The sequence below is a fragment of the Bacillus sp. IS1 genome (assembly GCF_032461585.1).
Classification (GTDB): domain Bacteria; phylum Bacillota; class Bacilli; order Bacillales; family Bacillaceae; genus Bacillus; species Bacillus velezensis.
The window spans coordinates 251,545-276,377 of record NZ_JAWCWR010000002.1; the positions used below are offsets into that span (position 1 = coordinate 251,545).

The following is a 24,833-nucleotide window of genomic DNA, read 5'->3' on the forward strand; positions in this document are numbered from 1 at the left end:
CTCCTTTTTGAACGATAACAATATGCCCAGCAGAGCCGTTTTTTAAAACCGATTTTCAAAAGAAGCGGTTATTCCGCGATCGGCGTCAAAGATCCGCCGTTCCATATTTCGCCCTTGTTCAGTGTCCAGCTGTTTTGATAAAGGCTTTGCGCGCCTTGATTGGCCGCCGGACTTAATTGTTCATCCCATGTCAAAAAGTACGTGGTCTCGGGATACTTTTGCCTGATCGCATTGATAAAAGCAGCATAATCAAAGCTTCCGATATTGCCGGACGGACCGGTTTCGGCAAAGGCAAACGGTTTTTTCAGAGACAGCATTTCATCATAGCCTGATATCGCATACGGATCAGTGAAGTAAGCGTCCAGACCGGTAATATCCACATAAGATGAGCCTGGGTAGAAGTCTGTTTTAAAGTCTCTGTTGGCATCCGGCGAATACACCCACAAAAGGTTATCCAATCCTCTTGTCTCTGTCATATAGCGGTATATCTTCTTGTAAAGCTCTTTGTACAGCGAGATTCTTTCCGTGTCTTTTTGGTTGTAGCCTGTCAGCCCCCACCAGAACCACTCGCCGTTCATTTCGTGAAGCGGCCTGAACAGAACGGTGACGCCTTGATTTTTCAGCTGAGTAAGGCCGTCGGCGATTTTGCTGAGCAGCGCCTCAAGCCGTTTTCCTTCAACAGTTGAAGGGTCCAGGATGTTTTTGTACTGGCTGTTTGAGATGGCCGTTTTATAGTTTCCGGATGGAAAAGCCGGATTTGCGAGATGCAGGCTGACCTGAGGGAGGCCGCCGCTTTTCCAGTATGAGATTAAGCTGCTGTTGCAGCTGTAATCGATAGTATCGGTGATATCCGCTGTTTCAAGCCATCCTCTCCCATAGTCACAGCCGTAGATGGCGGGAGACTGTCCCGTCGCGTTTTTCAAGCGGTTTTCCTCTGTCATTGAAAAAGTGACATCGCTGTACCCGCCGAACGCACCGGACATGACCCTGTTTTCTGAACGGTTGGGCAGGTGCGCCAGCCAGTTCATGATATCTTTTGTCGTCTGCTGGGCATTTGGGTTTACGGGATAAACGGTGTGAGCCGATATCGGACTGGCGGCTCCTAAGAGTAATAAAACGATAGACAGGCAGACTGCTAACTTTTTGAGCATATAAAAGACCTCCTGATTTTTAAGATGATGAAGGATGTGAAACGATAACCTCACAATCTCCTTCTATAACAAAATCTCCGGAATCCGCCGGCACGATAAAGTGATCGCCTTTGTGAATGGGGCATCCATCCAGTTCTCCGCGTCCTTTAATGACGCTTGCGAGTAAATACCGGCCGGGTGCGGGGAATGATGCTTTCCCGCTCACATCCCATTGATAAACTGAAAAGAAAGGTGTTTCTGCGAGTGTTGTAATAAGAGTATTTCCGATCCGATGCTTTGTGCTTTTTACATTTTCATCGGTATGCGGAATGCCTGTTACGTCAATTGCTTTCTGAAGATGAAGCTCGCGTTTATTCCCGTTCCCATCCGTCCGGTCATAGTCGTAAAGCCGGTAGGTGGCATCAGAGCTTTGCTGGATTTCAAGAACGAGCGTACCTTCACATAAAGCGTGCAGTGTGCCGCTCGGGACATAGAAAAAGTCGCCGGGCTTAATGGGGATGCGGCGGAGCAGGTGATCCCACTCGTTTCGTTCAATGAGCCGAACGAAGTCTTCTTTCGTTTGGGCGCGGTGCCCTAAAATGAGCTCCGCGTCTTTTTTGCAGTCCAACACGTACCAGCATTCCGTTTTTCCGAGTTCTCCGTTTTCATGCCGATGTGCATATACGTCATCCGGATGAACCTGTACGGATAAGTCCATATTTGCGTCGAGAATTTTTGTGAGCAGGGGAAAGGCTTCTTCTTTCTGATGTCCGAACAGGTCAGGGTGTTCATTCCAGAGACGGTGTAATGATGTTCCGGAAAAAGGCCCGTTCCGCACGATGGATGTGCCGTGCGGATGAGCTGAAATCGCCCAGCACTCTCCCGTCCGCTCAGAAGGAATCTCATACCCGAATGTATCGCGCAGCTTCGTCCCGCCCCATAATCTTTCTTTAAAAACCGGTTCCAAAAATAAGAGTTTCGTCATTTTCCCGCCTCCCGGTTTGCCGCTTCTAAGGCCTGCTCCGCCAATACGAGCGAACCGGCCGCGCCGGAGTGAATGCCTAATTGAGGGGGGACGATGCGGTTTTCAATGTCGGGCAGATCAATATATTGATTCAGCCGTTTTTTCACGTGCTGACGGATAGAAGAGAACAGCTGATGCTGCTTCATGACGCCCCCGCCGAGGATGATCTTTTCCGGCGAAAGTATGAGAATATACTGCACAAGCGCTTCGGCAATATAATAGCCCTCAAGCTCCCACACTTCCTGCTGATCCGTGAGCAGAACTGCTTTTTTCCCCCAGCGTTTCTCAATGGCGGGGCCTGCCGCGAGGCCTTCCAGACAATCTGTATGGTAAGGGCAATTGCCTTTGTAGCCGTCGTCCGGATGTCTTCTGACATAAATGTGGCCCATTTCAGGATGAGACAGCCCTTGAACAAATCTGCCGTTCATGATGGCGCCCGCGCCGATGCCTGTGCCGACCGTCAAATAGAGGCAGCTGTCCGCGTTTTTGGCCGCGCCGAAAGAAGCTTCTCCAAGCACCGCCGCATTAACGTCGGTGGTGAAGCCTGCGGGAATATCCAGAGCGCTTTTGATCGTTTGAAGAATAGGGCAGTTCCGCCAGGCTGTCTTCGGCGTCGCGGTGATGCACCCGTACGTTTGACTGGCGGGACGGATATCAATCGGTCCGAACGACCCGATGCCGATGGCGTCTATCGGGAAATCTGTAAAGTAACGGATCACCTGTCTGAGTGTGTCATCCGGTTCTCCCGTCGGAAACTCTGCTCTGTCCAGAATGGTGCCGTCTCTTTGTCCGGCGGCACAGACAAATTTCGTGCCGCCGGCTTCAATACCTCCAAGCATGGCCGTCCCTCCTCATCTGTTAAAATCCGTTTTGATCGGAAACGGATTTGAACCAGCGGCCGCTTTTTTTGACAGTCCGTTCGCCCCCGTTTTCCAGATTGACAGATACAAAGCCGTAGCGGTTTTTATAAGCATTTGTCCAAGACCAGTTGTCCATGAAAGTCCACAGGTGATAGCCTTTTACATTTGAACCTTCTCCGATGGCCCGATGCACCCATTTGAGATGTTCCTGGATAAATTCAATCCTGTAATCATCCTGAATGATGCCGTTTTCATCGCGGAAGCGTTCCTCGCCTTCTACTCCCATGCCGTTCTCAGAAATAAAACATTCGATATTTCCGTAATGTTCTCTGAGATTTGTGAGAATGTCGTAGATTCCTTTTTCGTAAATTTCCCACCCGCGGTGAGGGTTCATTTTACGGCCGGGCATGACATACGGATCGAAGAAACGCTCGGGCAGGAAAGGGGCATGCGGATTCGGAACATGTTCTTTTGCCTTGACGCGCCTCGGCTGGTAGTAGTTCACGCCTAAGAGGTCAACCGTATGTTCCTGAATGAGGCGGAGATCTTCTTTCTCATAATGCGGCAGAAAGCCTTCCGCCTTGAGAATCTCGACAAGCTCCTCAGGAAATTCGCCCTTTACGGCGGGATCTAAAAATGAGCGGTTGAAAAAGGCGTCGGCAATCCGGGACGCTTTCAGATCTTCAGGATGTGAGCTTCTCGGATAAGAAGGCGTCAGATTCAGAATGATTCCGATTTGTCCGTCCTGTTTCAATTCTCTGTAGGCTTTGACAGCCCTTGCATTCGACAGCAGGGTATGGAAGCCGGCCTGCACCGCTTCTTGAAAATTAACGTGATTCGGGTAGTGAAAGTCGTATAAGTAGCCGCCTTCAATCGGCACAATCGGCTCGTTGTGAGTGAACCATTTTTTCACCTTGTCACCGAATAGCGAAAAGCAGGTTTTGGCGTAATGTTCAAATGCGTCAACGGTGTTCCGGCTGACCCAGCCCCCCTTACGCTGAAGGACGAGCGGCATGTCAAAGTGAAACAAATTGACAAACGGCTCAATGTGATGGGCAAGCATTTCATCGATGACGTCCTGATAAAACGCGACCGCTTTCTGATTGACCTCGCCAGTTCCGTCCGGAATCAATCTTGACCAGGAAATAGACAGCCGGAAGGAGTTGTGGCCGATTTCTTTCATCAGCCGGATATCCTCCTTGTATTGATCGTAAAAACGTGACGTGTCGCCGGGGCCGACGCCGTTAAAAAAACGGCTCGGCTCTTTTTCATACCAGTAATCCCATATGTTTTGGCTTTTTCCGTCTCTGTCAGCGGCGCCTTCTGTTTGGGTGGCGGAGGCGGAAGACCCCCACCAGAATCCTTCCGGAAAACGATATTGAATATTTGATTCAGTCAATTGATTTCTCTCCCTTACTGCGATTTTGATTACATACTCATGCTGTCATCCCGGGCATGCTTCTCGGTCTCAGCTTCTTTTTCCTTTGCCATGTTTAATTTGTCCAGCGCTTTAAGAAACGGGAACCAGATGACAAACACAATACAGAGGTTGACCAGCTGCATAATGCCGCCCATGACGGAATTGGTCGCCATAATCCCGTTAATGAATAGGGGGACGGTCCAAGGCACGGTCACGCCGGTAGGAGGGGGCACGATCCCCGCCGACATGGCCAGGTAGGTGACAAGTGTGACAACCATCGGTGCGATGACCCACGGAATGATAATGATCGGGTTCATCACAATCGGCAAACCGAAAATAACCGGCTCATTGACGTTGAAAATGCCCGGCGCGAGACCGAGTTTGGATATCTGTTTCATCTGTTTGCTTTTCATAAAAAGCAAGATGGCGATCACTATGGCCAATGTCATTCCGGTTCCGCCCATTCCGACGGTGTAAATCTCCATAAACGGCTTAGAAATAATATGGGGAATCTCTTTTCCCGCTGTATACGCAGCCAAATTTTCGACCTGTAATGTATTCCAAATCGGGTCCATCACGGAATTGATAATGATTTGTCCGTGAAGTCCGAAAAACCATAAAATCTGAATAAAGAAAACAGCGATTAATGTAGGAATGATGCCGCTTCCAAGTCCGACAAGCGGGGCTTGAACCGTATGATAAATGACATCATGCAGATTGGTGTGAAAGATCTGGGTGACAGCCGCATTGATCAAGAGGAAGACGGTAAGCGTGATAAAAGCCGGAATCAATGCGGCGAACGATTTAGCAACAGCCGGAGGAACACCGGCAGGCATCTTAATCGTTAAGTTTCTCTGGACGATTCTTCTGTAGATTTCACCTGACAAAAACGCGGTTATCATGCCGAGAAACATTCCTTTTGCTCCAAGCCGGTCAACCGGAATGACGCCTGCGACCGCTTTGCCCGTTTCCGGCTCTAAGACGAACGGAGTGAGCAGCAGAAAAGAAACCAATGCGATCGCTCCGCCGAATACGGCCTCCACTTCGTAGCTTTTGGAAAGGTAATAGCCGATCCCGAAGACGACAAAAATGGACATAATCCCCATCGTCGCCGTCGAAGCGCCGCCAAATCCGGATTGAAAGACAGACAGTGCGGAGCTGCTCATGATTTTGTTTAAAAACGGCAGGTTCGTCAGCACGACGAACACTGAACCGAAAATGGTCAGCGGAAACGCCAGCATAAAAGCATCCCGTAAGACTTGCAAGTAGCGGTTATTGTTTAATTTGCCCGCGATCGGAACAAGGAATTGGCTGATTTTCTCAAACACGTCTTCACCCCCGGCTTTTTGATTGAAATAAGTCGAGCATTTCTTTAACCAGCTCTTTCATTGAGAGCGCTGACATTAAGTGGTCTTCAGCATGCATAAAAAGCAGGGAGACATCCGTCTTGGCGCCGCCGGCTTCTTTTTGAATCATCTGAAAATGGATGTCGTGCGCTTTCCCCAGTTCTTCTTCAGCCTTTGTCAGAAAGGTGTCTGACTCATCTGGCCGGCCGTCTTTATAAGCGCGTATCGATTGAATAATACAGCTGCGGGCATTACCGCTGTGAAGAATCAGCTGAAAACTGATCTGTTCATCCGTGTACGTTTCCATGCTTATCGCCTCCTTTATTTGTTCTCTATTAAGGTAACGGCCTGTTCGTATGCTTTTTTGCCGTCTCCCATGCCGTAAGCCATCATGTCAATCACATCAACGGTGATGTGAAGCGGGTCCGCCTCTTTTTGAAGCTCACCTTTTAAAAAACTCATCTGCGGGCCGATCAGTACGACGTCTGCATCTTTCATCGCTTCTTTTGCTTTATCCTGTCCGACTGCCCAAATCTCGGCTTCCTCACCGATGGAGCGGGCGTAATTCTGCATTTTCGTAACAAGAAGGCTGGTGGACATGCCTGAGCTGCAGACTAATAAAATTCTTTTCATGAGGAATCCCTTCTTTCATAAAGTTAAAACGTTTTCATGAATATTATAATCTTTTGAAATTAAATGTCTATACTTTTAAAATATAAAAGTTTTACTTTTCGGATTTTTGACACAAAAAAACCTTTTAAGATTCAACTTAAAAGGTTTTTCATCTCAAGCGAGCCATAACAGCCATAAATAAAGTCCGATCAGGGTGATGAATAACGTCGGAATGGTTAATATCAGACCTGTCTTGAAATACATTCCCCAGGAAATTTTCACGTTTTTCCGGCTCAGCACGTGGAGCCATAACAATGTCGCCAGCGATCCGATCGGCGTGATTTTCGGCCCGAGGTCCGAACCGATAACATTCGCGTAAATCAATGCTTCTCTCATCAGCCCGTGAGTGCCCGTTCCGCTGATGGCTATGGCGTCAATCATCACCGTCGGCAGGTTATTCATAACGGAGGACAGGATCGCAGCGATAAACCCCATCCCGAGTGTGCCCGCAAACAATCCGTGATCCGCCGCTCTCTGAATAAGCTGAGAAAGAAGATCCGTCAGTCCGGCATTCCGCAAGCCGTACACGACAACATACATGCCGACAGAAAAAAACACGATGGCCCACGGGGCGTCCTTGATGACTTGTTTTGCAGGGACGGCGGGGCTTCGCTGCGCCAGAATGAGAAAAATAACCGCGATGGAGCCGGCAACGAAGGACACAGGGATCGACAGCAGCGCACTGACGAAATACCCAATCAATAAAACGGCCAGGACACCCCACGATAATCGGAAAAGGCGTTCATCCTTAATCGCGGATGCCGGATGTTTCACAAGACCGGTGTCATACCGTTTCGGAATGTTTTTTCTGAAATAGAGATACAGCACCAAAATGCTTGCCGCCAGAGAAAAAAGGTTGGGCACCAGCATGCGTGATGCATATTCAATGTACCCGATATGAAAGTAATCGGCGGATACAATATTGACCAAATTGCTTACAACGAGCGGAAGCGAGGTGGTGTCGGCGATGAATCCTCCGGCGATAATAAACGGAAAAACCAGCTTTTCAGGTAAATTCAAAGCCCGCACCATCGCCAGTACGATCGGCGTCAAAATGAGCGCCGCTCCGTCATTGGCAAACAGGGCGGAGACCACAGCTCCTAAGACCGACACATAGAGAAACATCCGCAGCCCGCTGCCTTTGGCCGCCATGGCCATATGCAGCGCGGCCCACTCAAAAAAACCGATACTGTCAAGAATCAATGAAATGATAATAATGGCGATAAAGGCAAGTGTCGCATTCCAGACGATTCCCGTCACTTCCGCGATATCGTGCAGGCTGACTGCTCCGGCGATCAAAGCGAGGACCGCTCCGCCGCAGGCAGACCAGCCGATTGATACATGTTTCGGCTGCCATATGACAAACACAAGTGTCAGCACAAAAATCAGCGCTGATAAAACCGCAACTCCCAAGAATATATCCCCCTTACCGGCATGTAACAGTGACTTCTTTTTGCCGCAATGTCTGTAAAACTTCGTCCTTTTCATCTATCTGCTGCAAAATCGAGCAAACCAGCGCGTATTCCGGACCGGACGGATGAATGGCATAGTACCGCCACTGGCCCTCGCGTCTTTCCCGCACAAGGCCGGCGTTCTTTAATTTCCGCAAGTGCTGGCTGATGCCGGGCTGACTTATATCAAAAATAGCCGTCAGCTCGCAGACACAATATTCCTTATCCTCCAGAAGCTTCAGCATCAAAAGCCTCGTCGGGTCGCTTAGAAGCTTGAGGCACTGGCTGATCCCTCCGGAACTTAAAGCATGATGCCGCCGTTCCATGCGCTCACTCCTTTTTCACACTATTATATAAGCGGTTGTTTATATAAGTAAACGACAATATAAAAAAGCCGGCCTTGCACTTTTTGCAAAACCGGCTCATGTTTATTTTTGGAACAGTTTTTTCGCTTCATCCATTGCTAATTTATTTCCCAGTGCTGAATAATCAAGCCAAGGCTGATCGGCAATTTTATAGACATGGTTTGCTTTCACGGCCTTCAGCCCTTTCCATACAGCGCTTTTTTGCAATTCTTTATAGGCTTGCTGTGACTTGTCGTCTCTGTTAACGACAACGAAAATCGCATCTGCGTTGTAATCAGGCAGCACTTCTTGAGAAATGACTTCATAAGGGCGGGAGGTGTTCATTTCTTTAATGCCGTCAGCCGGTTTCAGCTTCAGATCGTCAAACAGAATCGGTCCCATCGGGCGGCGTGTGCTGAAGACGCGAAGCTCTTTTGCGTTCACGCGGATCGCCATGACTTTGGCGTTTTTCCCTAATTCCTTATTCATCATGGATCTGACTTGTTTTGTTTCATCTTCGTAATCCTGAATAAATGTTTTCGCTTCTTTTTCACGGTTGACGATTTTTCCGATGTCTTTTAAATGATCGCGCCATGTGCCTTTATCAAGGTCGAAAACGTGTGTGTTTCCGATTTTCTTGTATTTTGACACATCTTTTCCCGCAAATTCTTTATCAAGATAAATGTTGTCAGGGTTCAGCTCAAGTAAAGCTTCCATATCCGGATCTGAGGCAGGTCCGAGTTTTTTCGTGTCTTTCAGCTGATTTTTCACATGAGGGAGAAAATCTTTTAATTCTCCGCCCACGACGGAACCGGCAGGTGTAACGCCGAGAGCCAGCAGATCATTTGTCAGGTGAATGGACATCGAAGCGATTTTATGATCGCCGGATTTCTTTTTTGACTCCGGCTGTGTTGAATCGGATTGGCAGGCAGCCAGTAAGAAAATACACATGAAACTGATGAGCGCAATTATTTTTTTCATGGGAATACTCCTTGTTTTATGATTTGATTTTCATGACGAGATAGAGAAAATACGGCGCGCCGATGGCTGCCGCAACCACGCCGGCCGGAATGGCGTTCGGCTGAAACAAAGACCGGCCGATGGTGTCTGCCGCGACAAGAATGACAAGTCCGATTAATCCCGCAATCGGAATAATATGCTGATGCATGGTGCCGACGAGCCGTCTTGCCAAGTGAGGGGCGGCAAAGCCGATAAAGCCGATTCCCCCGGCCATCGCGACGCTCGCGCAGGACAAGCCGACCGCTATGGCGATCAGCATGATCCTTTTTCTCTGCACGTGTGCGCCGAGCCCCGCGGCTGCCTGGTCACCGAGCATTAAAATATTCAAAGAGCGGGCGTTCAGCCATGCAAGCGGTGCGAGAATGCCGATCCAGGGCAATAGCGACCACACGTGAATCCAATCCCTGCCCCAGACGTTTCCCACCAGCCAGCGGGAAGCGAATGTATAAGTTTCTTCATTCAGGCGCAGCGACATAAACAATGTAACGGCGCTGAAGCCCGCGGAAACGGCGATCCCGACTAACAGCATACGGATCGTTAAAAAACCGTTCAGCCTGTCGTACGTAAGCACTACAATCAGCAGGGCGGCGAGTGTTCCGCCCGCAAACGTAAACAGCGGGATGAACATCGACGCCTGCGCCTCCAGGGAATGAAAGAATGTGATATACATCATCAAACCGAAGGACGCGCCGGCATGCAGTCCGAGAATGCCCGGATCGGCAAGCGGATTTCGGGATACACCCTGCAAAATAGCGCCCGACACTCCTAAACCGATGCCGGCCAGCATCGTCACCAGAATCCGGGGAAGCCGGTAATCGAATAAAACGGTTGTGCTTTGAAACGTGCCGTATCCGAACAGCGTTTTTCCCACGGTGAGAGGAGAAAGCCGGAATGAGCCCGTATGCAGCCCGATCAGAATCATGCAAATGGCGATGACCAGCAGAATGAGTCCTGCCGCCGCCGCTTTTTTTGTTTCTTTCTGCACTTTCATTTATAAGTCTCTCCCTTCCTTGCGGGCAATATAAAGAAAGAAAGGGACACCGACAAGTGCGACCATAATGCCTATCGCCAATTCTCTCGGGGGACTGACCGTGCGTGAGGCCAGGTCAGCCAAAATCAATAGAATCGCGCCGAGTAACGCGGACATCGGAATAATCAGCCTGTACGTAACGCCGACGATCTTTCGCGCGATATGGGGAATGACCAGCCCGACGAAGCCGATCGCGCCCGCAGCGGAAACAGACACACCGGCAAGAACGACGGCGATCATTAATCCGGCGGCACGCGTCAGCGCCGTGTTCACCCCTAAATTCGCCGCCACGTCATTTCCCATTGAGAGAAGGGTGACGGACCGGCCCATGAATGTCGCGAGAATGATGAAGACCGCAATCACGGGAACTAGGACTTGTAAATGAGCCCACTTGATACCTGACACCCCGCCGGCGTACCAGAAGGCCAAATCCTGGCTTAAATCGTAATAAATCGCCACACCGGTACTGAGTGAATGTAAAAGAGCGGCCACGACCGCCCCGGCAAGCGTCACCTTTAAAGGTGTCATGCTGCCTTTTCCCGCCGCACTGATAAAGAAAATCAAGCCGGTGCTTGCCAGTGCTCCCAAAAATGACATCACCATCAGCAGGGCGTATGACAAATGAGGGAAAAAAGCAAAGCTGAGCGCAACAACAAACATGGCGCCCGCGTTTACGCCTAAGACACCCGAATCGGCAAGCGGGTTTCTCGTGACACCCTGCATGAGGGCGCCGGCTGTAGCAAAAGCTGCTCCTGTAACGGCCGCCCCGAGCACCCTCGGAAGACGCAATTCATGAATGATCTGCTGGCCCGTTATGTTCGGATTGTAATCAGCAACAGCCGACCAAACCGTATGTAAAGTAATGTCTTTCGCGCCGAATGAGACAGCGAAAAAAATAGATACAAGCAGCCCGATCACCGCGATCAGGAAGAAAACCCCGTTTTTTAAGATGCTGATCAGACGGTTTGCGGACGTGACAGAATCGCTCAAAAATCAATTCACCTACTTTTATGATCATTGTCCGGTATTTATTGAATATGAGAATCATTTTCATTTGAACCATCATATTATACCGAGCTGATTTTCAAAACGCAATAGAGCGTTCAACAATGATGTCCTTTTTTTCTCTCATGTTTATATTGTAAAAAAGAAGTGAAAAACGTGAAAGAGGAAATCGCTATATTCAGAAAGGAGGGAGGCAAATGGCGGGAGAACGAAAGCCTTTGCCGATTGAATTTTACCAGAGACCGTCAGTGGAGCTTGCCCCTTTATTGCTCGGCTGTCTCTTGGTGAAGGAGACGGACGAGGGAACGGCTTCAGGTTTTATCGTGGAAACGGAAGCTTATATGGGAGCGGATGACCGGGCGGCGCACAGCTTCGGCAACCGGCGCACGAAACGGACGGAAATTATGTTCCATGAGGCGGGCCGCATTTATACATACGTCATGCACACTCATACATTAATGAACGTCGTCGCCGCGGACATCGGCATTCCGCAGGCCGTGTTAATCAGGGCGGCGGAGCCTCATGAAGGACAGTTCCTGATGGAGAGCAGGAGACCGGGCAGACCCCCGAGAGAGCGGACAAACGGCCCGGGAAAACTGACGAAGGCGATGGGCATTTCAATGAACGACTACGGCGGCATGATCACGGAACCGCCGCTGTATATTACGGAGGGCTTTACGCCTGAGCATATATCAACAGGCCCGAGAATCGGGATTGACAACAGCGGAGAAGCCCGGGATTATCCGTGGCGCTATTGGGTGACGGGGAACCGGTATGTCTCACGCTGACCATGTTTATAAACGCTGATAACAGGGGAAAGACAAGGTAAAAGAAAGGGGATTCAGACATTGAAAAAATTTTTCAAAACGATTATCAAATGGGCGCCCGTCATCTATCCGATCATCAGAAAAATCATAAAAGAACGGAAGACATCTAAGCGGAACCGCATGTCCGCATCCCGAACAGCCGGCTGATCCGGCTGTTTTTTTACGGGCTTGGCATCGGATTGCCGCATTGACTTGAAATCCTCCCCATTATAGAATTTACATACATTTACCCCTTCCTCATTCTTTTTGCCTATTTTTCACGTCTGCATCTGATCTGATAGGAGGTTTTTCTCATGCTTCATGGGCGGCTTCGTGAACTTCTGCGCTTGCTTTTAGCTGCTGAAACACCGGTTACAAGCTCAGTCATCGCTGCAAATGTAAAGGTAACGACGCGGACGGTCCGCAATGACATAAAGGAACTGCAAACCATTGTAGAAAAACACGGCGCATCCATTCAATCTGTCAGAGGGAGCGGCTATAAGCTGCTGATCCGGAATGAGCAGCCGTTTAAAAACTGGCTTCAGGACAATTTCCAGCAGAACAGCACCGTGCCGATTTTTCCCGGTGAACGGTTAGATTACCTTATGAAAAGAATGCTTCTGGCCGACGGCTACCTCAAGCTGGATGACTTGGCGGAAGAACTGTTCATCAGTAAATCCACACTTCAATCTGATTTAAAAGAAGTCAAAAAACGGCTCCGCCCCTATGACATCATTTTGGAAACAAGGCCGAACTACGGCTTTAAGCTGCGCGGCGAAGAGCTCCGCCTCCGTTATTGTATGGCGGAATACTTAGTGGACGACCGCGAGCCTGAGCCGGATCTCCTGAGTGAAAAGGCCGGTATTCTGCCGAAAGACGACATTCACGTGATCCGCACAGCCATTATGAAGCAGGTTCGAAACCACAAGATCCCGCTTTCTTTCTTCGGCCTGAACAATCTCATCATCCATATCGCCATTGCCTGCAAACGAATCCGGACAGAAAACTATGTATCTCTCATCCCGGAAGATCTTCATGATATTAAGCTTGAAACAGAATATCAGTCAGCGGAAGCCATCGTAAAAGAGCTTGAATCTGCGCTTTCGGTCACCTTTCCCGAACAGGAAACCGCCTATATCGCCATTCACCTGCTCGGGACAAAGCGCATGACCCATTCACAATTGGAAGGAAAAGAGCTTACAAGGCTGATAGACGGGGAAACCAGCCGTTTGACGGAGGCCATGATCGAAGCCATTGAGCGGGAGCTGAAGCTCGGAATCACGGACGACAATGAGCTGAAAGCGGGTCTTGCGCTCCACATCAAGCCGGCGATTAACCGAAACCGGTACGGAATGAACCTGAGAAACCCGATGCTCTCCGCCATAAAGGAAAATTATCCGCTCGCATTTGAAGCGGGAGTGATTGCGGGAATCGTGATCAAGGAGCAAACCGGCATTGATATTCATGAAAATGAGATCGGATATTTGGCGCTTCATTTCGGAGCCGCCATTGAAAGGAGAAAGACGGAACGGCCGCCTAAACGCTGCTTGATTGTTTGTGCGTCCGGCGCCGGCAGCGCGCAGCTTTTAAGAGAAAAGCTCCGTTCCCGGTTCGCAAAGCGTCTTGAAATCGTCGGAACGGCTGATTACTGCAGCCTTGACCAGCTTTCCTTTGAGTCGATTGATTTTGTGGTCAGCACAGTGCCGATCAAAAAAGACCTGCCCGTTCCCGTATTGAAGGTTCATACGCTGTTGGGCGGCGGGGATTTTACAAAAATCGACGCCATGCTGGAAGAAAAGCGGGAACAATTGAACTTTCTGAAACCGGAGCTGGTATTTTTGCAGCAGGATCTGGAGACGAAGGAGGACGTCATCCGTTTTCTCGGACAGCAGGTTGCAGAAGCCGGCCTCGCTTCTGATTCTCTGACCGATTCTATTTTTGAAAGGGAAGCGATTTCTCCTACGAGTTTCGGCAATCTTACGGCGATTCCGCACCCGCTCGTTCCGCAGACAGACACGACGTTTTGGGCGGTATGCACGCTGAAGAAACCGATTGACTGGGCGGATAAGCGTGTCCAATTTGTCTGCCTGCTCTGCGTCGAGAAAGAAAGCAAAGCCGACCTCCAGCATATGTACAAATGGCTCGGCGGCATGTTAGATGATCCGGCCGCGGTAAGCCGTCTCTTAAAATGCACAACCTATCAGGAGGTTTTACGAGTATTCAGAGACAAACGATCAGAGAAAGACCGGGATATACCTTTTTTCCGTTAGCAGCGGAAAAAGCCTGAGTAGTTATGAAAGCGATTTCATAATATGATGGTACTAACATCGAGACATACAAAATATCAAACTTTCAGGAGGTCTTTTACATGAATATATTACTCGTTTGTGCAGCAGGGATGTCAACAAGCTTACTCGTCACCAAGATGGAAAAAAGCGCGCAGGAACAAGGAAAAGAATATAAAATCTGGGCGGTGTCAGGCGATTCAGTCAACCAGCATATTGATAAAGCGGACGTATTGCTGCTTGGGCCTCAAGTCCGTTATTTGCTTCCGCAGCTGAAAAAATTAGGTGAATCAAAAGGAGTGCCGGTTGAAGTTATCAATACCGTCCATTACGGCACTTGCAACGGAGCGGAGGTTCTGAAATCAGCAGAACAGCTCGGAAACGCATCGTAGAAAGGGGCGGGCCGTGTGAATAAGGTGAACCAGTTTTTAGAAGAGAAAGTCATGCCCATTGCCGGAAAAATTGCCTCCCAGCGGCATCTGCAAGCATTGCGTGACGGGATCATCCTCACCATGCCGCTTATCATCATCGGTTCGTTTTTTCTGATCATCGGCAACCTGCCGATTCCGGGATATGCGGATTTCATGGCAAAGACGTTCGGAAGCGCTTGGTCTCAAAAACTGCAATATCCGGTTGATGCGACCTTTGAAATCATGGGTCTTGTCGCCGCTTTCGGAATCGCCTACCGCCTGGCCGAAAAATACGGGGTGGACGCATTATCGGCCGGTGCGATATCTTTGGCGGCGTTTCTCTTGGCAACGCCGTACAAAGTTCCGTTTCTGCCTTCCGGCGCCAAAGAGGAAATCATGGTGGGCGGCGGCATCCCGCTGTCTCTCATGGGAAGCAAAGGGCTGTTTGTCGCGATGATCATCGCCATGCTGTCGACGGAAATTTACCGCTTGATCATCCAGCGGAATTTCGTCTTCAAAATGCCGGACGGCGTGCCTCCGGCGGTCAGCAAATCGTTTGTCGCCTTAATTCCCGGCTTTGCCGTCATCTTTCTGATCTGGGGTGCGCGTTTAATTGTCGAAGCGACGCCGTTTGAAAGCCTTCATAACATTGTAAGCGTTGTACTGGGGACGCCGCTCTCGATTCTTGGGGGAAGTCTCGGCGGAAGCCTGATAGCCGAAGCGGTTCAAATGCTCTTGTGGGCGTGCGGATTACACGGGGCGAACATAGTCGGCGGCGTCATGGCGCCGATCTGGTTCGGAGCGATGGATGCCAACCGGATTGCGTTTCAGGCGGGCGATGCGCTTCCGAATATTTTCACCCAGCAGTTCTTTGAAATCTGGATCAACATCGGCGGAAGCGGCGCGACACTGGCGCTCGTGGTCACCATGTTTCTCCGTTCGCGAAGCAAGCAGATGAAGCAGCTTGGGAAACTCGCCATCGGGCCGGCCGTCTTTAATATTAATGAGCCGATTATTTTCGGAATGCCGATCGTCATGAACCCGATGCTTCTCATTCCGTTCATTATCACACCGCTTGTCACACTGGTCCTTACCTATATCGGTATGAGCACCGGCCTCGTCGCCAAACCTGCCGGCATTGCCGTCCCATGGACGATGCCGCCGATTTTCTCCGGCTATCTTGCCACGGGCGGAAAAATATCAGGGGCTGTCATGCAGGCGATTAATATCATCACAGCCTTTATCGTGTACTATCCGTTCTTCAGAATGTGGGATTCGCAAAAGCTGAAAGAAGAAAACGAACTTGAACAATCGCAGGCGCCAGCCGTACAGGGAGACGAAAAAGCCGTGCTGTAGAGAAAGGGAGTGAAACACATGAATGAAAAAATGGAACAGACCATTTTTCAGATCATCCTGCATGGCGGCAACGGCAGAAGCGCATCAATGGAAGCCATTGCCGCCGCAAAGCGGGGGGACAGAGCCATGGCGGAGGAAAAGCTTCAGGAAGCCGCAAGGGAACTGACCGAAGCTCATCATTATCAGACAGAACTGATCCAAAATGAAGCCGGCGGAGAAAAAACAGACATGACGCTTTTGATGGTGCATGCGCAAGATCATTTAATGAATGCCATGACCGTGAAAGACTTGGCCGCAGAGTTAGTCGAGATTTATGAAAAAGTGAGTCTGCAAGGGGGAGCAAAAATATGACAAAAGGAATTAAAATTGTAACGATCGGCGGAGGTTCAAGCTATACACCGGAGCTTGTGGAAGGCATCATTAAGCGCTATGAGGAACTGCCTGTCAGAGAATTATGGCTCGTCGACATTCCTGAAGGCGAGAAAAAACTCAATATCGTCGGCACGCTTGCAAAACGCATGGTCGAAAAAGCGGGTGTTCCGATAGAGATTCACCTGACGCTTGACCGGAGAGAAGCCTTGAAGGATGCGGATTTCGTAACGACTCAATTCCGCGTCGGCCTTCTTGAGGCCCGCGCCAAAGATGAACGGATTCCGTTAAAATACGGCGTAATCGGCCAGGAGACAAACGGTCCGGGCGGTTTATTCAAAGGGCTGCGCACCATCCCGGTTATTCTGGAAATCGCGAAAGACATCGAAGAGCTTTGTCCGAATGCATGGCTCGTGAATTTCACAAACCCTGCCGGCATGGTTACCGAGGCCTTGCTCCGCTACTCGAATCTCACAAAAGTCGTCGGCCTCTGCAATGTGCCGATCGGCATTAAAATGGGCGTCGCAAAAGCATTGGATGTGGATGTCAGCCGGATCGAAGTGCAATTTGCCGGGCTGAATCACATGGTCTTCGGATTAGATGTTTTCTTAGACGGCGTCAGCGTGAAAGATCAAGTCATTGAAGCCATGGGAGACCCGAAAAACGCCATGACGATGAAAAATATTTCAGGAGCGGAATGGGAGCCTGAATTCCTGAAGGCGCTCGATCTGATTCCTTGCGGCTACCACCGCTATTATTTCAAAACGAAAGAAATGCTCGAGCATGAAATAGAAGCGTCACAGACGGAGGGCACACGCGCCGAGGTCGTGCAGAAGGTTGAGAAAGAACTGTTCGAACTGTACAAAGATCCGAATCTCGCCATCAAACCGCCGCAGCTTGAAAAACGGGGCGGAGCGTACTACAGTGACGCGGCCTGCAACCTGATCAGCTCCATCTATAATGACAAACATGATATCCAGCCCGTCAATACGATAAACAACGGCGCGATCGCCAGCATTCCGAATGACTCAGCGGTCGAAGTGAACTGTGTCATGACGAAAGACGGTCCGAAACCGATCGCCGTCGGTGATCTGCCGGTGTCTGTCCGCGGACTCGTCCAGCAAATCAAATCATTTGAGCGTGTCGCCGCTGAAGCAGCCGTCACGGGAGATTATCAAACGGCGCTACTTGCGATGACGATCAACCCTCTCGTCCCGTCAGACTCCGTGGCAAAGGCCATTCTGGATGAAATGCTTGAGGCCCACAAAGAACATCTGCCTCATTTCTTTAAGTCGATTGAAGCATAAGAGCAGTAAAAAAACCCGGATTCGCTTCCGGGTTTTTTGCTTATTTTGATTCGCTTAGTGAGGCGACTTCCGTCGTCCAGCCGAACACGTCGGCTTCCGCGCCTTTTTGAATGCCTGTAATGGTATCATACAATTTCTTCGAGATCTCTCCGGTTTCACCGCTGCCGATGACAAGACTTTCATCATTCCAGATCAGTTCGCCGACCGGAGAAATGACCGCCGCCGTACCGGTTCCGAATGTTTCTTCCAATCGGCCGTCACGATGCGCCTGGATGATTTCATCGATCGAAATCTTCCGCTCAGACACAGTCAGTCCCCAATGTTTGAGCAGGGTGATGACAGAATTTCTCGTAATTCCTTCAAGAATGCTTCCGTTCAGCTCCGGCGTCACGATCTCGCCGCTGATTTTGAAGAAGATGTTCATGCTGCCGACTTCTTCGATGTATTTTTTCTCAATGCCGTCAAGCCATAAAACCTGGGAAAATCCCTTCTCTTCCGCAACCTGCTGCGCTTTCAGACTTGATGCGTAGTTGCCGGCGGTTTTCGCGTTTCCGGTGCCGCCTTTGACGGCGCGCACGAATTCGTTTTCCACGGCGATTTTCACCGGTTTAATGCCTTCTTTGTAATAAGAGCCGACCGGGGAAAGAATGATAAACAGCTTGTACGTATGGGATGCCGCTACACCGAGGAAAGGCTCAGTCGCAATAATAAACGGACGGATATAAAGGGAAGTGCCTTCCGCTTTCGGAATCCAGTCTTTGTCGATGGCTACGAGCTGTTTCAGGCCTTCAAGAACAAGCTCTTCATCAATGAGCGGGATGCAAAGGCGGTCATTTGACTGGTTCAGGCGCTCCATATTTTTCTCCGGTCTGAACAGAAGCACTTCCTGATCCTTCGTTACATACGCTTTAAGCCCTTCAAAAACGGTTTGGCCGTAATGATAAACCATGGCCGCAGGATCCATTGAGATGGACTGATAAGGGATAATTCTCGGATCATACCAGCCTTGATCGGCGTCGTAATCCATAACAAACATATGGTCGGTGAAAATTCTGCCGAACGCAAGGTCATGGGGGTCCGGTTTCGGTTTTTTGGCTGAAGTCAATTCAACACGAATGTCTTGTTTCATAATGTTCTGTCTCCCTATTGGTGTTATTGTCAAACTTATTTGAAAATAATTTATATTCTATTGTATACCTTCAACAAATATTCGCAATAGTTTTCCTCAAATTTGTGAAAAAATCAAATCACATAAAAAGCAGGGGAGAGAATGCCCCCTGCGTGTTCGTTTTTACGTATTCTGTCATCACCGTGCTCAGTGAACCGTCACCTTGCCGGTTTTGTAAAACTGCTCCATTGCTTTATCGACGTACACCCAGCCTTTCCAGGCGATATGGATGGTGTCTTTCATAAAGTACGGATCATATTCGTGCCCGGATAAGTCGGCAACCTGAAAGCCCTTCGCTTTAATTTGCTTAGTGACTTTTTTGTAGTAATCAGTCCGGCCTTTTTTCGGGAAGCCGGTGTAGTCATACCATTTTCCGTTGACCGGAATAACCACGAACATCGGTTCAGCGCCGGCATCTTTCAGAATGTCCAGCATATCCTCAAAGTCGTGATATTCGACTGATTTGGCGTATGTTCTTCCTTTGTTGATTCCTTTCACTCTCTTTACTTTCTTCTTAATCTTTTTATAAGAAGCGTCATCGATATAGAAAGGATTGGACTTGGAGCTCCGTTCTCCTAATTGAGCGGCGGCTGTTTTTAACTCTGACCACGATTTCCCTTTCAGGTTTTCAGAGATCGTCCGTTCAGGGCCCTTGGTTTCTCCCATTGAATAATAAAGATCTTTTTTCTCAAGCAGAGAATAATAAGCTTTGGCAGCCGGCATGACCGCTTTCACTTTCCATGATTGTCCGTTGACCATTCCCTTGTACAATTCAGAAAGGACGGCATCATGCTGAACGACTTTAAAACGGAGCATACGCTTCATCATGTTCTTTTTGACCGCGGGATCAATCTGGTTATTAAATGCTAAATCCAATGCCTGAAGTGATGAAAAATTCGGCGCAAAGTGCTGTTCATCAGAACCTTTTTTGATAAACCATTGCGGAGAAACAATGAATACCAGCTTTTTGCCTTTCAGCTGCTGATAATGCGCCGCAAAGTTCACGGCGTGTATCAAGGATTGGTCCCCGCCTTTTCCGACAAGATAAGGCGTAAAGCCTTGGTTGTTCACTTGGAAATAGTTGGACGGATGAAACTCATCCAGTCTTGAAAGCTCGGAAGAACCGAAAATCGGCAGATACTTCGAGTCTTCGAACATTTTATTTTGCAGATAGAGCCCCTGGAACATATTCGGATTTAAGGCTGCCGCCGACTCTTCGACACGTTTTTCAGGAATGAAGCGCGTAAGCCATGAAGCCGGAACTGCGATAGCTCCGACAAACAGGACGAACGCTAAAATAATTGGTCCAAAGAAACGCTTTTTCATTTACTTCAACTCAGTCAGTTTGTTTACAATGTTGTTTGGCGTATTCCACTCGTCACGGTCAAATTCAGTGATCGGCACTGTAATGCCGAAGCGGTTTTCGATGGCGACAAGCAGCTCTACAGTTCCGAAAGAATCAAGCAGTCCTTCTTCAAAGATTTCAATATCAGGATTTTCTTTCACAGCGTCCTCCTGACAAACTTCAGCTAATACGTCTAATACTTCCTGTTTAAATTCCATGTGTTTTCAATCTCCTTTAGTGATGAAATGGTTTTCCTGAGAAAATATAAAATCCGAAACATACGAAATGGAATGTGATGACGATGGCTAAAAAGGCCGTAAAACGATTGGCGGGCAGCCACTTGTATTTCTTATTCCATTTCTCAAAAAAGTTATACCCGGTCATTAATACGGCGTGGTACAGGCCGTATACAATATATTGCAGGGCGAGTCCGTGCCAGACGCCCATCAGCATGAACAGCAGGAAATACCCGATGTTCGAGACGGCCATCCGGTTCTTTATCCATTTTTTCTTTGTCATCCAGAAAACAAAGCGCATAAATACGTAGTCTCTGAACCAGAAGGATAAGGACATGTGCCAGCGGTTCCAGAAGTCTTTAATGTTTTTGCTGATAAACGGCTTATTAAAGTTTTCCGGAGATTTGATGCCCATGATATAGCTTACACCGACGGCAAACATCGTGTAACCCGCAAAATCAAAAAACAGGTACAAGCTGTATCCGTACATGTACAGCACATTACCCCACAGTTTGCTGTGGGTGATATGGGACAGATTCATAATGAAATACGTGTTAATCGCATATCCGATAATGAATTTGTATAAGAAACCGATAAAAATTTTATGAATGCCGGTATACAGTAAATCAGCGTATTCTCCCTTTGTCCATACTTTCTGTTCGTCCTTGGCAAATCTGCGGTATCTGTCGATCGGACCGGAAGAAATGGTCGGGAAAAACATAATAAAGTACAAAAGGCGGTGAAGCGGCATTTTTTCTTTAATCAGCCCGTCTCTCGTTTCCATGATCAGCTGGACGCCTTTAAATGTCAAATAAGAAATTCCTAAGAAACTGATCAGGTTATGAACCGGGTGATGAGGCGCCGGCGGAAAGAAAAACGGCCATAATTTAGATAAAAACAGGGGTAAAATGGACGCGATCACGGCCATACTGAAGACAAAGCCGCTGTTGGCTTTCAGTCTGTAAGCGAGATAACCCCTGATTAAAAGCACCTGCCACAGCGTAAAGATACATAGTGCGATCACGCCGTGCAGATCATGCGCGAAAATCAAAGCCAATACGATGATGGATATAAACATGTTGTATCCTTGGAATCTCTTGCCGTTCAGCCCTAAAATAATCGTCGGCAAAAGAAGGATTCCAAGTAAGATAAAGAAGAAAAACGAGCTGTAAGGCGTCATACAAGAACCTCTTCGCCAATGCGTTTACGGTCGATTTTTCCGTTCGCAGTCATTTGAATGTGATCCTGATAAATGAATTTTCTCGGAATCATGTAGGCCGGAAGCGAAGCGGCCAGTTCTTTCTTAATGGCGCTTGTCAGCTGGAATTCTTTTTCAAAATCATGTTTTTCAGGTACGATGGCGGCAATTAAATATTCGACAGGTCCGTTAGGCTGATACGGGATGACAACCGCCGTGCGCACATATTGAGACTGCCTTACATGTACTTCGATTTCCTCCAGCTCCATGCGGTAGCCGTGAAGCTTAATCTGGAAATCAAGGCGTCCTTGGCAGAAAATCTGACCATCCTGAACATAACCGGCATCACCCGTGTGATATGCCCACTGGCCGTCGATCGGGAAAAACGCTTTTTCCGTCAGACAAGGCTCTCCGAGATAGCCTTTGCTCACGCTCGGGCCCGCGATGATGATTTCCCCTTTTTCTCCGTCCGGAAGCTTATTCCCGTTTTCATCCATGATGAAGATATTCATATCGGGTTTTGCAAAACCGACGGGCAGAGATTCATTTTCATCGATGATCTGCTGCGTAATTTCAACGGAGGTGACGGCAACCGTTGTTTCAGTCGGGCCGTATGTATTGAATACGCGGGCCTTCGGAAAACGGTTTAACAGCTCCTGTGCCACGGCAGCCGGAAGCGCTTCTCCGCAAAACATAAATACTTCTGCCTCAGGCAGGAGCTCCTGCGTAAAGCCGGGGTCCATCAGACACATTTGGACGAAAGACGGCGTCGATGTCCAGACATTCAGTTTGGATTTCTCCAGCTCTTCAAATAGTACTTTCGGTTTATTGATTTTGTCTTTCGTTACGCAATGCAGCGTACCTCCCGTTTGAAGCGAAGGGAAAATGTCCATGACAGATAAATCAAAAGAAAACGGCGCTTGGTTTAAGAATGTCTTACCATCGCCCACAGGAAAATCCCTGCAGATCCAGTCAGTGAAGCTTTGCAGGTTATCAGCCGATATCTGCACGCCCTTCGGATTTCCCGTGCTGCCGGACGTGTAAATAATGTAAAATGTGTCCAGCTCTTTTACCCAGTTCTCACGGCTGAGGTCTGCATCTCCGTCAGCTGCAAGCTCTTCGGGCGTAACGGTTTTAATCAGATTGCTTCCCGTATCGACTGCATCGCCCGATACGGTGATAAGCAGCTCTGCGCCTGAGCTTTCAATGATTTTGACGATCCGCTCCGCCGGAATGGAAACATCGACAGGGATGTAAGGGCGGCCCGCTTTGACGCTTCCTAAGAAAGAAACGATCATACTCGGCTCCATATGTCCGTAAACCAGGACAGGCGCTTTCGAACCGTCAGCTGTATGTTTTTGAATGCCGGACGCAACCCGCTCCGACAAATCCCATAATTCCCCGTAAGTGAGGGAATGATCTAAGGAACGAAACGCTTCAGCCTGCGGCTTGGCGTCTGCGTATGTTTTTATAGCATCAAGTAGTTTCATAGTTATCCTCCCCGATTAGAAATCGTTGTAAATATAAGTGCCGGTATTCGCTGTATGAAATCCATACATCCAAAAGAGCAATACTAATATCAGAAAATAAAAGCCCGTATGAAACGTCCATTTGATCAATGTATTTTCATAAGCACGTTTTAATTTTTGCATCATATTCAAAATTCCTTCCCCGCGTATTCAATAATTACACCAGTATATGACGATTAGATTAACAAAAAGTTTCAAAATATGTCTAATATCCTAAGCTTAAAATTTCCTTAAAAATGAATGAGAAACAAAAGGATGGAAAACACGCATGTATAAATTGGCAAATGATCATACTAAAAAGGCGCTGTTCAGGCGGGATTTTTAACTTATCGTAAATATAAACGAGGTAAAAAAATTTTGGCGGCTTTTTCTTACGCAGGCTTGTGCCGAACCCCAATGGAGAAGGGCGAAAAGCCGTTTCCGGCAGGATAGCCGATAAAGCGCCGCATCTTGTGAAATGAGGAAGAAATTATTATGATAGATAAGGTAGCAGAAAACGTGAAAACCCCAATTCAACACTACTGTTATCGGCTGACTGTGAAAGCCTTTTAATAGAAAGGAAGAGGAAAATGAATCAAAACAATATGGGGGGCAGCCAAAAGACGCCCGAGAAAGAAAGCATGGGCCGCATTTTGTGGCAGCTAACCCGCCCTCATACATTGACGGCATCGTTTGTGCCCGTACTTCTCGGCACCGTATTGGCGATGTTTTACGTAAAGGTTGATTTCCTGCTGTTTTTGGCCATGCTGTTTTCCTGCCTTTGGATTCAGATCGCCACGAACTTATTCAATGAATATTACGATTTTAAACGCGGTTTAGATACGGAGGATTCCGTCGGTATCGGCGGAGCGATCGTCCGCCACGGCATGAAGCCGAAAACAATTCTGCAGCTGGCGCTCGGCTCTTATGCGATTGCCCTCGTGCTCGGTGTTTATATCTGCATGAGCAGCAGCTGGTGGCTTGCGGTTATCGGCCTTGCCGGCATGCTGATCGGCTATCTGTATACGGGCGGCCCGCTGCCGATTGCGTATACACCGTTCGGGGAACTGTTCTCCGGCATTTGCATGGGCTCTGTATTTGTCCTTATTTCTTTCTTCATTCAGACAGGCAGAATTAATGAACAGAGCATTTTGATTTCCATCCCGATTGCCATCTTGGTCGGAGCGATTAACCTGTCCAACAATATCCGTGATATTGAGGAAGATAAAAAGGGCGGACGTAAAACGCTGGCCATTTTGATGGGGCATAGAGGAGCCGTCATGATACTGGCCGCATCTTTTGCCATCGCTTACATCTGGATCGTCGGTCTTGTCATCATGGGTTACACAAGCCCGTGGCTGTTCCTGGTCTTCCTGAGCGTGCCGAAACCCGTTCAGGCCGTGAAAGGCTTTGTGAAAAACGAAATGCCGATGAACATGATTATTGCGATGAAATCAACGGCGCAAACCAATACATTTTTCGGATTCCTGCTTTCAATCGGACTCCTGATCAGTTATTTCCGCTGATCAAATGAAAAGGCAAA

The 24,833-nt window shown here is 48.5% G+C and carries 26 protein-coding genes; 8 read left to right on the forward strand and 18 right to left on the reverse strand.

The window, feature by feature from the left end; all coding sequences use genetic code 11:
* Positions 1-68: 68 nt before the first annotated feature.
* From RUW00_RS09305 to RUW00_RS09360, 12 genes are all read right to left on the reverse strand, one after another.
* The gene (locus RUW00_RS09305) at positions 69-1,151 is read right to left on the reverse strand and encodes a glycosyl hydrolase (RefSeq protein ID WP_017418617.1); all 1,083 of its coding nucleotides are present in this window, start codon (positions 1,149-1,151) and stop codon (positions 69-71) included.
* A 19-nt stretch (positions 1,152-1,170) separates the two neighbouring features.
* On the reverse strand, positions 1,171-2,115 hold the full coding sequence (gene manA / locus RUW00_RS09310) for a mannose-6-phosphate isomerase, class I (protein WP_280144732.1): 945 nt from the start codon (positions 2,113-2,115) through the stop codon (positions 1,171-1,173).
* The gene (locus RUW00_RS09315; protein WP_280144731.1) at positions 2,112-2,993 is read right to left on the reverse strand and encodes an ROK family protein; all 882 of its coding nucleotides are present in this window, start codon (positions 2,991-2,993) and stop codon (positions 2,112-2,114) included. The genes manA and RUW00_RS09315 overlap by 4 nt, the downstream gene beginning before the upstream one ends.
* 19 nt (positions 2,994-3,012) lie before the next feature.
* Positions 3,013-4,413: a glycoside hydrolase family 1 protein gene (locus RUW00_RS09320; RefSeq protein WP_267543462.1), complete on the reverse strand. Its 1,401-nt coding sequence runs from the start codon at positions 4,411-4,413 to the stop codon at positions 3,013-3,015.
* Between the two features lie 29 nt (positions 4,414-4,442).
* Positions 4,443-5,762: a PTS cellobiose transporter subunit IIC gene (celB, locus tag RUW00_RS09325; protein ID WP_280144730.1), complete on the reverse strand. Its 1,320-nt coding sequence runs from the start codon at positions 5,760-5,762 to the stop codon at positions 4,443-4,445.
* A 4-nt stretch (positions 5,763-5,766) separates the two neighbouring features.
* Entirely contained in the window at positions 5,767-6,087 is a 321-nt protein-coding gene (locus tag RUW00_RS09330; protein WP_061861662.1) for a PTS sugar transporter subunit IIA, read from the reverse strand.
* Between the two features lie 14 nt (positions 6,088-6,101).
* Positions 6,102-6,413 (reverse strand): PTS sugar transporter subunit IIB, encoded by a 312-nt coding sequence (locus RUW00_RS09335; RefSeq protein ID WP_280144729.1) that lies wholly within the window; start codon positions 6,411-6,413, stop codon positions 6,102-6,104.
* 153 nt (positions 6,414-6,566) lie between these two features.
* On the reverse strand, positions 6,567-7,865 hold the full coding sequence (locus RUW00_RS09340) for an arsenic transporter (RefSeq protein ID WP_280144728.1): 1,299 nt from the start codon (positions 7,863-7,865) through the stop codon (positions 6,567-6,569).
* Positions 7,866-7,878: 13 nt separating this feature from the next.
* A complete protein-coding gene (locus tag RUW00_RS09345; protein ID WP_014419219.1) occupies positions 7,879-8,229 on the reverse strand; it encodes an ArsR/SmtB family transcription factor in 351 nt (116 codons plus the stop codon).
* A 102-nt stretch (positions 8,230-8,331) separates the two neighbouring features.
* The gene (locus tag RUW00_RS09350) at positions 8,332-9,228 is read right to left on the reverse strand and encodes an ABC transporter substrate-binding protein (protein WP_007614657.1); all 897 of its coding nucleotides are present in this window, start codon (positions 9,226-9,228) and stop codon (positions 8,332-8,334) included.
* A gap of 16 nt (positions 9,229-9,244) precedes the next feature.
* Complete coding sequence (locus tag RUW00_RS09355; RefSeq protein ID WP_280144727.1) at positions 9,245-10,258, reverse strand: FecCD family ABC transporter permease; 1,014 nt, start codon at positions 10,256-10,258, stop codon at positions 9,245-9,247.
* Positions 10,259-11,257: a FecCD family ABC transporter permease gene (locus RUW00_RS09360; protein ID WP_280145418.1), complete on the reverse strand. Its 999-nt coding sequence runs from the start codon at positions 11,255-11,257 to the stop codon at positions 10,259-10,261.
* A 242-nt stretch (positions 11,258-11,499) separates the two neighbouring features.
* On the opposite strand from RUW00_RS09360, the gene RUW00_RS09365 reads away from it, so the two are divergent.
* The 7 genes from RUW00_RS09365 (at position 11,500) to licH (ending at position 17,835) form a co-directional block, all read left to right on the forward strand.
* Positions 11,500-12,090 (forward strand): DNA-3-methyladenine glycosylase, encoded by a 591-nt coding sequence (locus RUW00_RS09365; protein WP_014419216.1) that lies wholly within the window; start codon positions 11,500-11,502, stop codon positions 12,088-12,090.
* A 60-nt stretch (positions 12,091-12,150) separates the two neighbouring features.
* Positions 12,151-12,276: a hypothetical protein gene (locus tag RUW00_RS09370; protein WP_260399096.1), complete on the forward strand. Its 126-nt coding sequence runs from the start codon at positions 12,151-12,153 to the stop codon at positions 12,274-12,276.
* Between the two features lie 146 nt (positions 12,277-12,422).
* Positions 12,423-14,378 carry a transcriptional regulator LicR gene (gene licR, locus RUW00_RS09375; protein WP_280144726.1) on the forward strand — a complete coding sequence of 652 codons (1,956 nt, stop codon included), beginning with the start codon at positions 12,423-12,425 and terminating at the stop codon, positions 14,376-14,378.
* A gap of 98 nt (positions 14,379-14,476) precedes the next feature.
* Positions 14,477-14,785 (forward strand): PTS lichenan transporter subunit IIB, encoded by a 309-nt coding sequence (licB, locus tag RUW00_RS09380; RefSeq protein ID WP_003150863.1) that lies wholly within the window; start codon positions 14,477-14,479, stop codon positions 14,783-14,785.
* Between the two features lie 15 nt (positions 14,786-14,800).
* Complete coding sequence (celB, locus tag RUW00_RS09385) at positions 14,801-16,159, forward strand: PTS cellobiose transporter subunit IIC (RefSeq protein ID WP_007407740.1); 1,359 nt, start codon at positions 14,801-14,803, stop codon at positions 16,157-16,159.
* Between the two features lie 18 nt (positions 16,160-16,177).
* On the forward strand, positions 16,178-16,510 hold the full coding sequence (gene licA, locus RUW00_RS09390; protein ID WP_003150867.1) for a PTS lichenan transporter subunit IIA: 333 nt from the start codon (positions 16,178-16,180) through the stop codon (positions 16,508-16,510).
* Positions 16,507-17,835 (forward strand): 6-phospho-beta-glucosidase LicH, encoded by a 1,329-nt coding sequence (licH, locus tag RUW00_RS09395; protein ID WP_014419213.1) that lies wholly within the window; start codon positions 16,507-16,509, stop codon positions 17,833-17,835. Before licA ends, licH begins: the two co-directional genes overlap by 4 nt.
* Positions 17,836-17,875: 40 nt before the next feature.
* On the opposite strand, the gene RUW00_RS09400 is transcribed toward licH, so the two are convergent.
* From RUW00_RS09400 to RUW00_RS09425, 6 genes are all read right to left on the reverse strand, one after another.
* Positions 17,876-18,967, reverse strand: coding sequence for a branched-chain amino acid aminotransferase (locus tag RUW00_RS09400; RefSeq protein ID WP_025650062.1), 1,092 nt, complete (start codon positions 18,965-18,967; stop codon positions 17,876-17,878).
* Positions 18,968-19,150: 183 nt separating this feature from the next.
* On the reverse strand, positions 19,151-20,329 hold the full coding sequence (gene dltD / locus RUW00_RS09405; protein ID WP_007407736.1) for a D-alanyl-lipoteichoic acid biosynthesis protein DltD: 1,179 nt from the start codon (positions 20,327-20,329) through the stop codon (positions 19,151-19,153).
* Positions 20,330-20,566, reverse strand: coding sequence for a D-alanine--poly(phosphoribitol) ligase subunit 2 (gene dltC / locus RUW00_RS09410; protein ID WP_003150875.1), 237 nt, complete (start codon positions 20,564-20,566; stop codon positions 20,330-20,332).
* Positions 20,567-20,582: 16 nt separating this feature from the next.
* Positions 20,583-21,764, reverse strand: a complete 1,182-nt coding sequence (gene dltB, locus RUW00_RS09415; protein WP_012118762.1) for a D-alanyl-lipoteichoic acid biosynthesis protein DltB — start codon at positions 21,762-21,764, stop codon at positions 20,583-20,585.
* Complete coding sequence (gene dltA / locus RUW00_RS09420) at positions 21,761-23,272, reverse strand: D-alanine--poly(phosphoribitol) ligase subunit DltA (protein WP_280144725.1); 1,512 nt, start codon at positions 23,270-23,272, stop codon at positions 21,761-21,763. The genes dltB and dltA overlap by 4 nt, the downstream gene beginning before the upstream one ends.
* A gap of 15 nt (positions 23,273-23,287) precedes the next feature.
* Positions 23,288-23,437 carry a teichoic acid D-Ala incorporation-associated protein DltX gene (locus tag RUW00_RS09425; protein ID WP_003150882.1) on the reverse strand — a complete coding sequence of 50 codons (150 nt, stop codon included), beginning with the start codon at positions 23,435-23,437 and terminating at the stop codon, positions 23,288-23,290.
* 443 nt (positions 23,438-23,880) lie between these two features.
* On the opposite strand from RUW00_RS09425, the gene RUW00_RS09430 reads away from it, so the two are divergent.
* Positions 23,881-24,816, forward strand: coding sequence for a 1,4-dihydroxy-2-naphthoate polyprenyltransferase (locus RUW00_RS09430; protein WP_007614633.1), 936 nt, complete (start codon positions 23,881-23,883; stop codon positions 24,814-24,816).
* Positions 24,817-24,833: the final 17 nt, after the last annotated feature.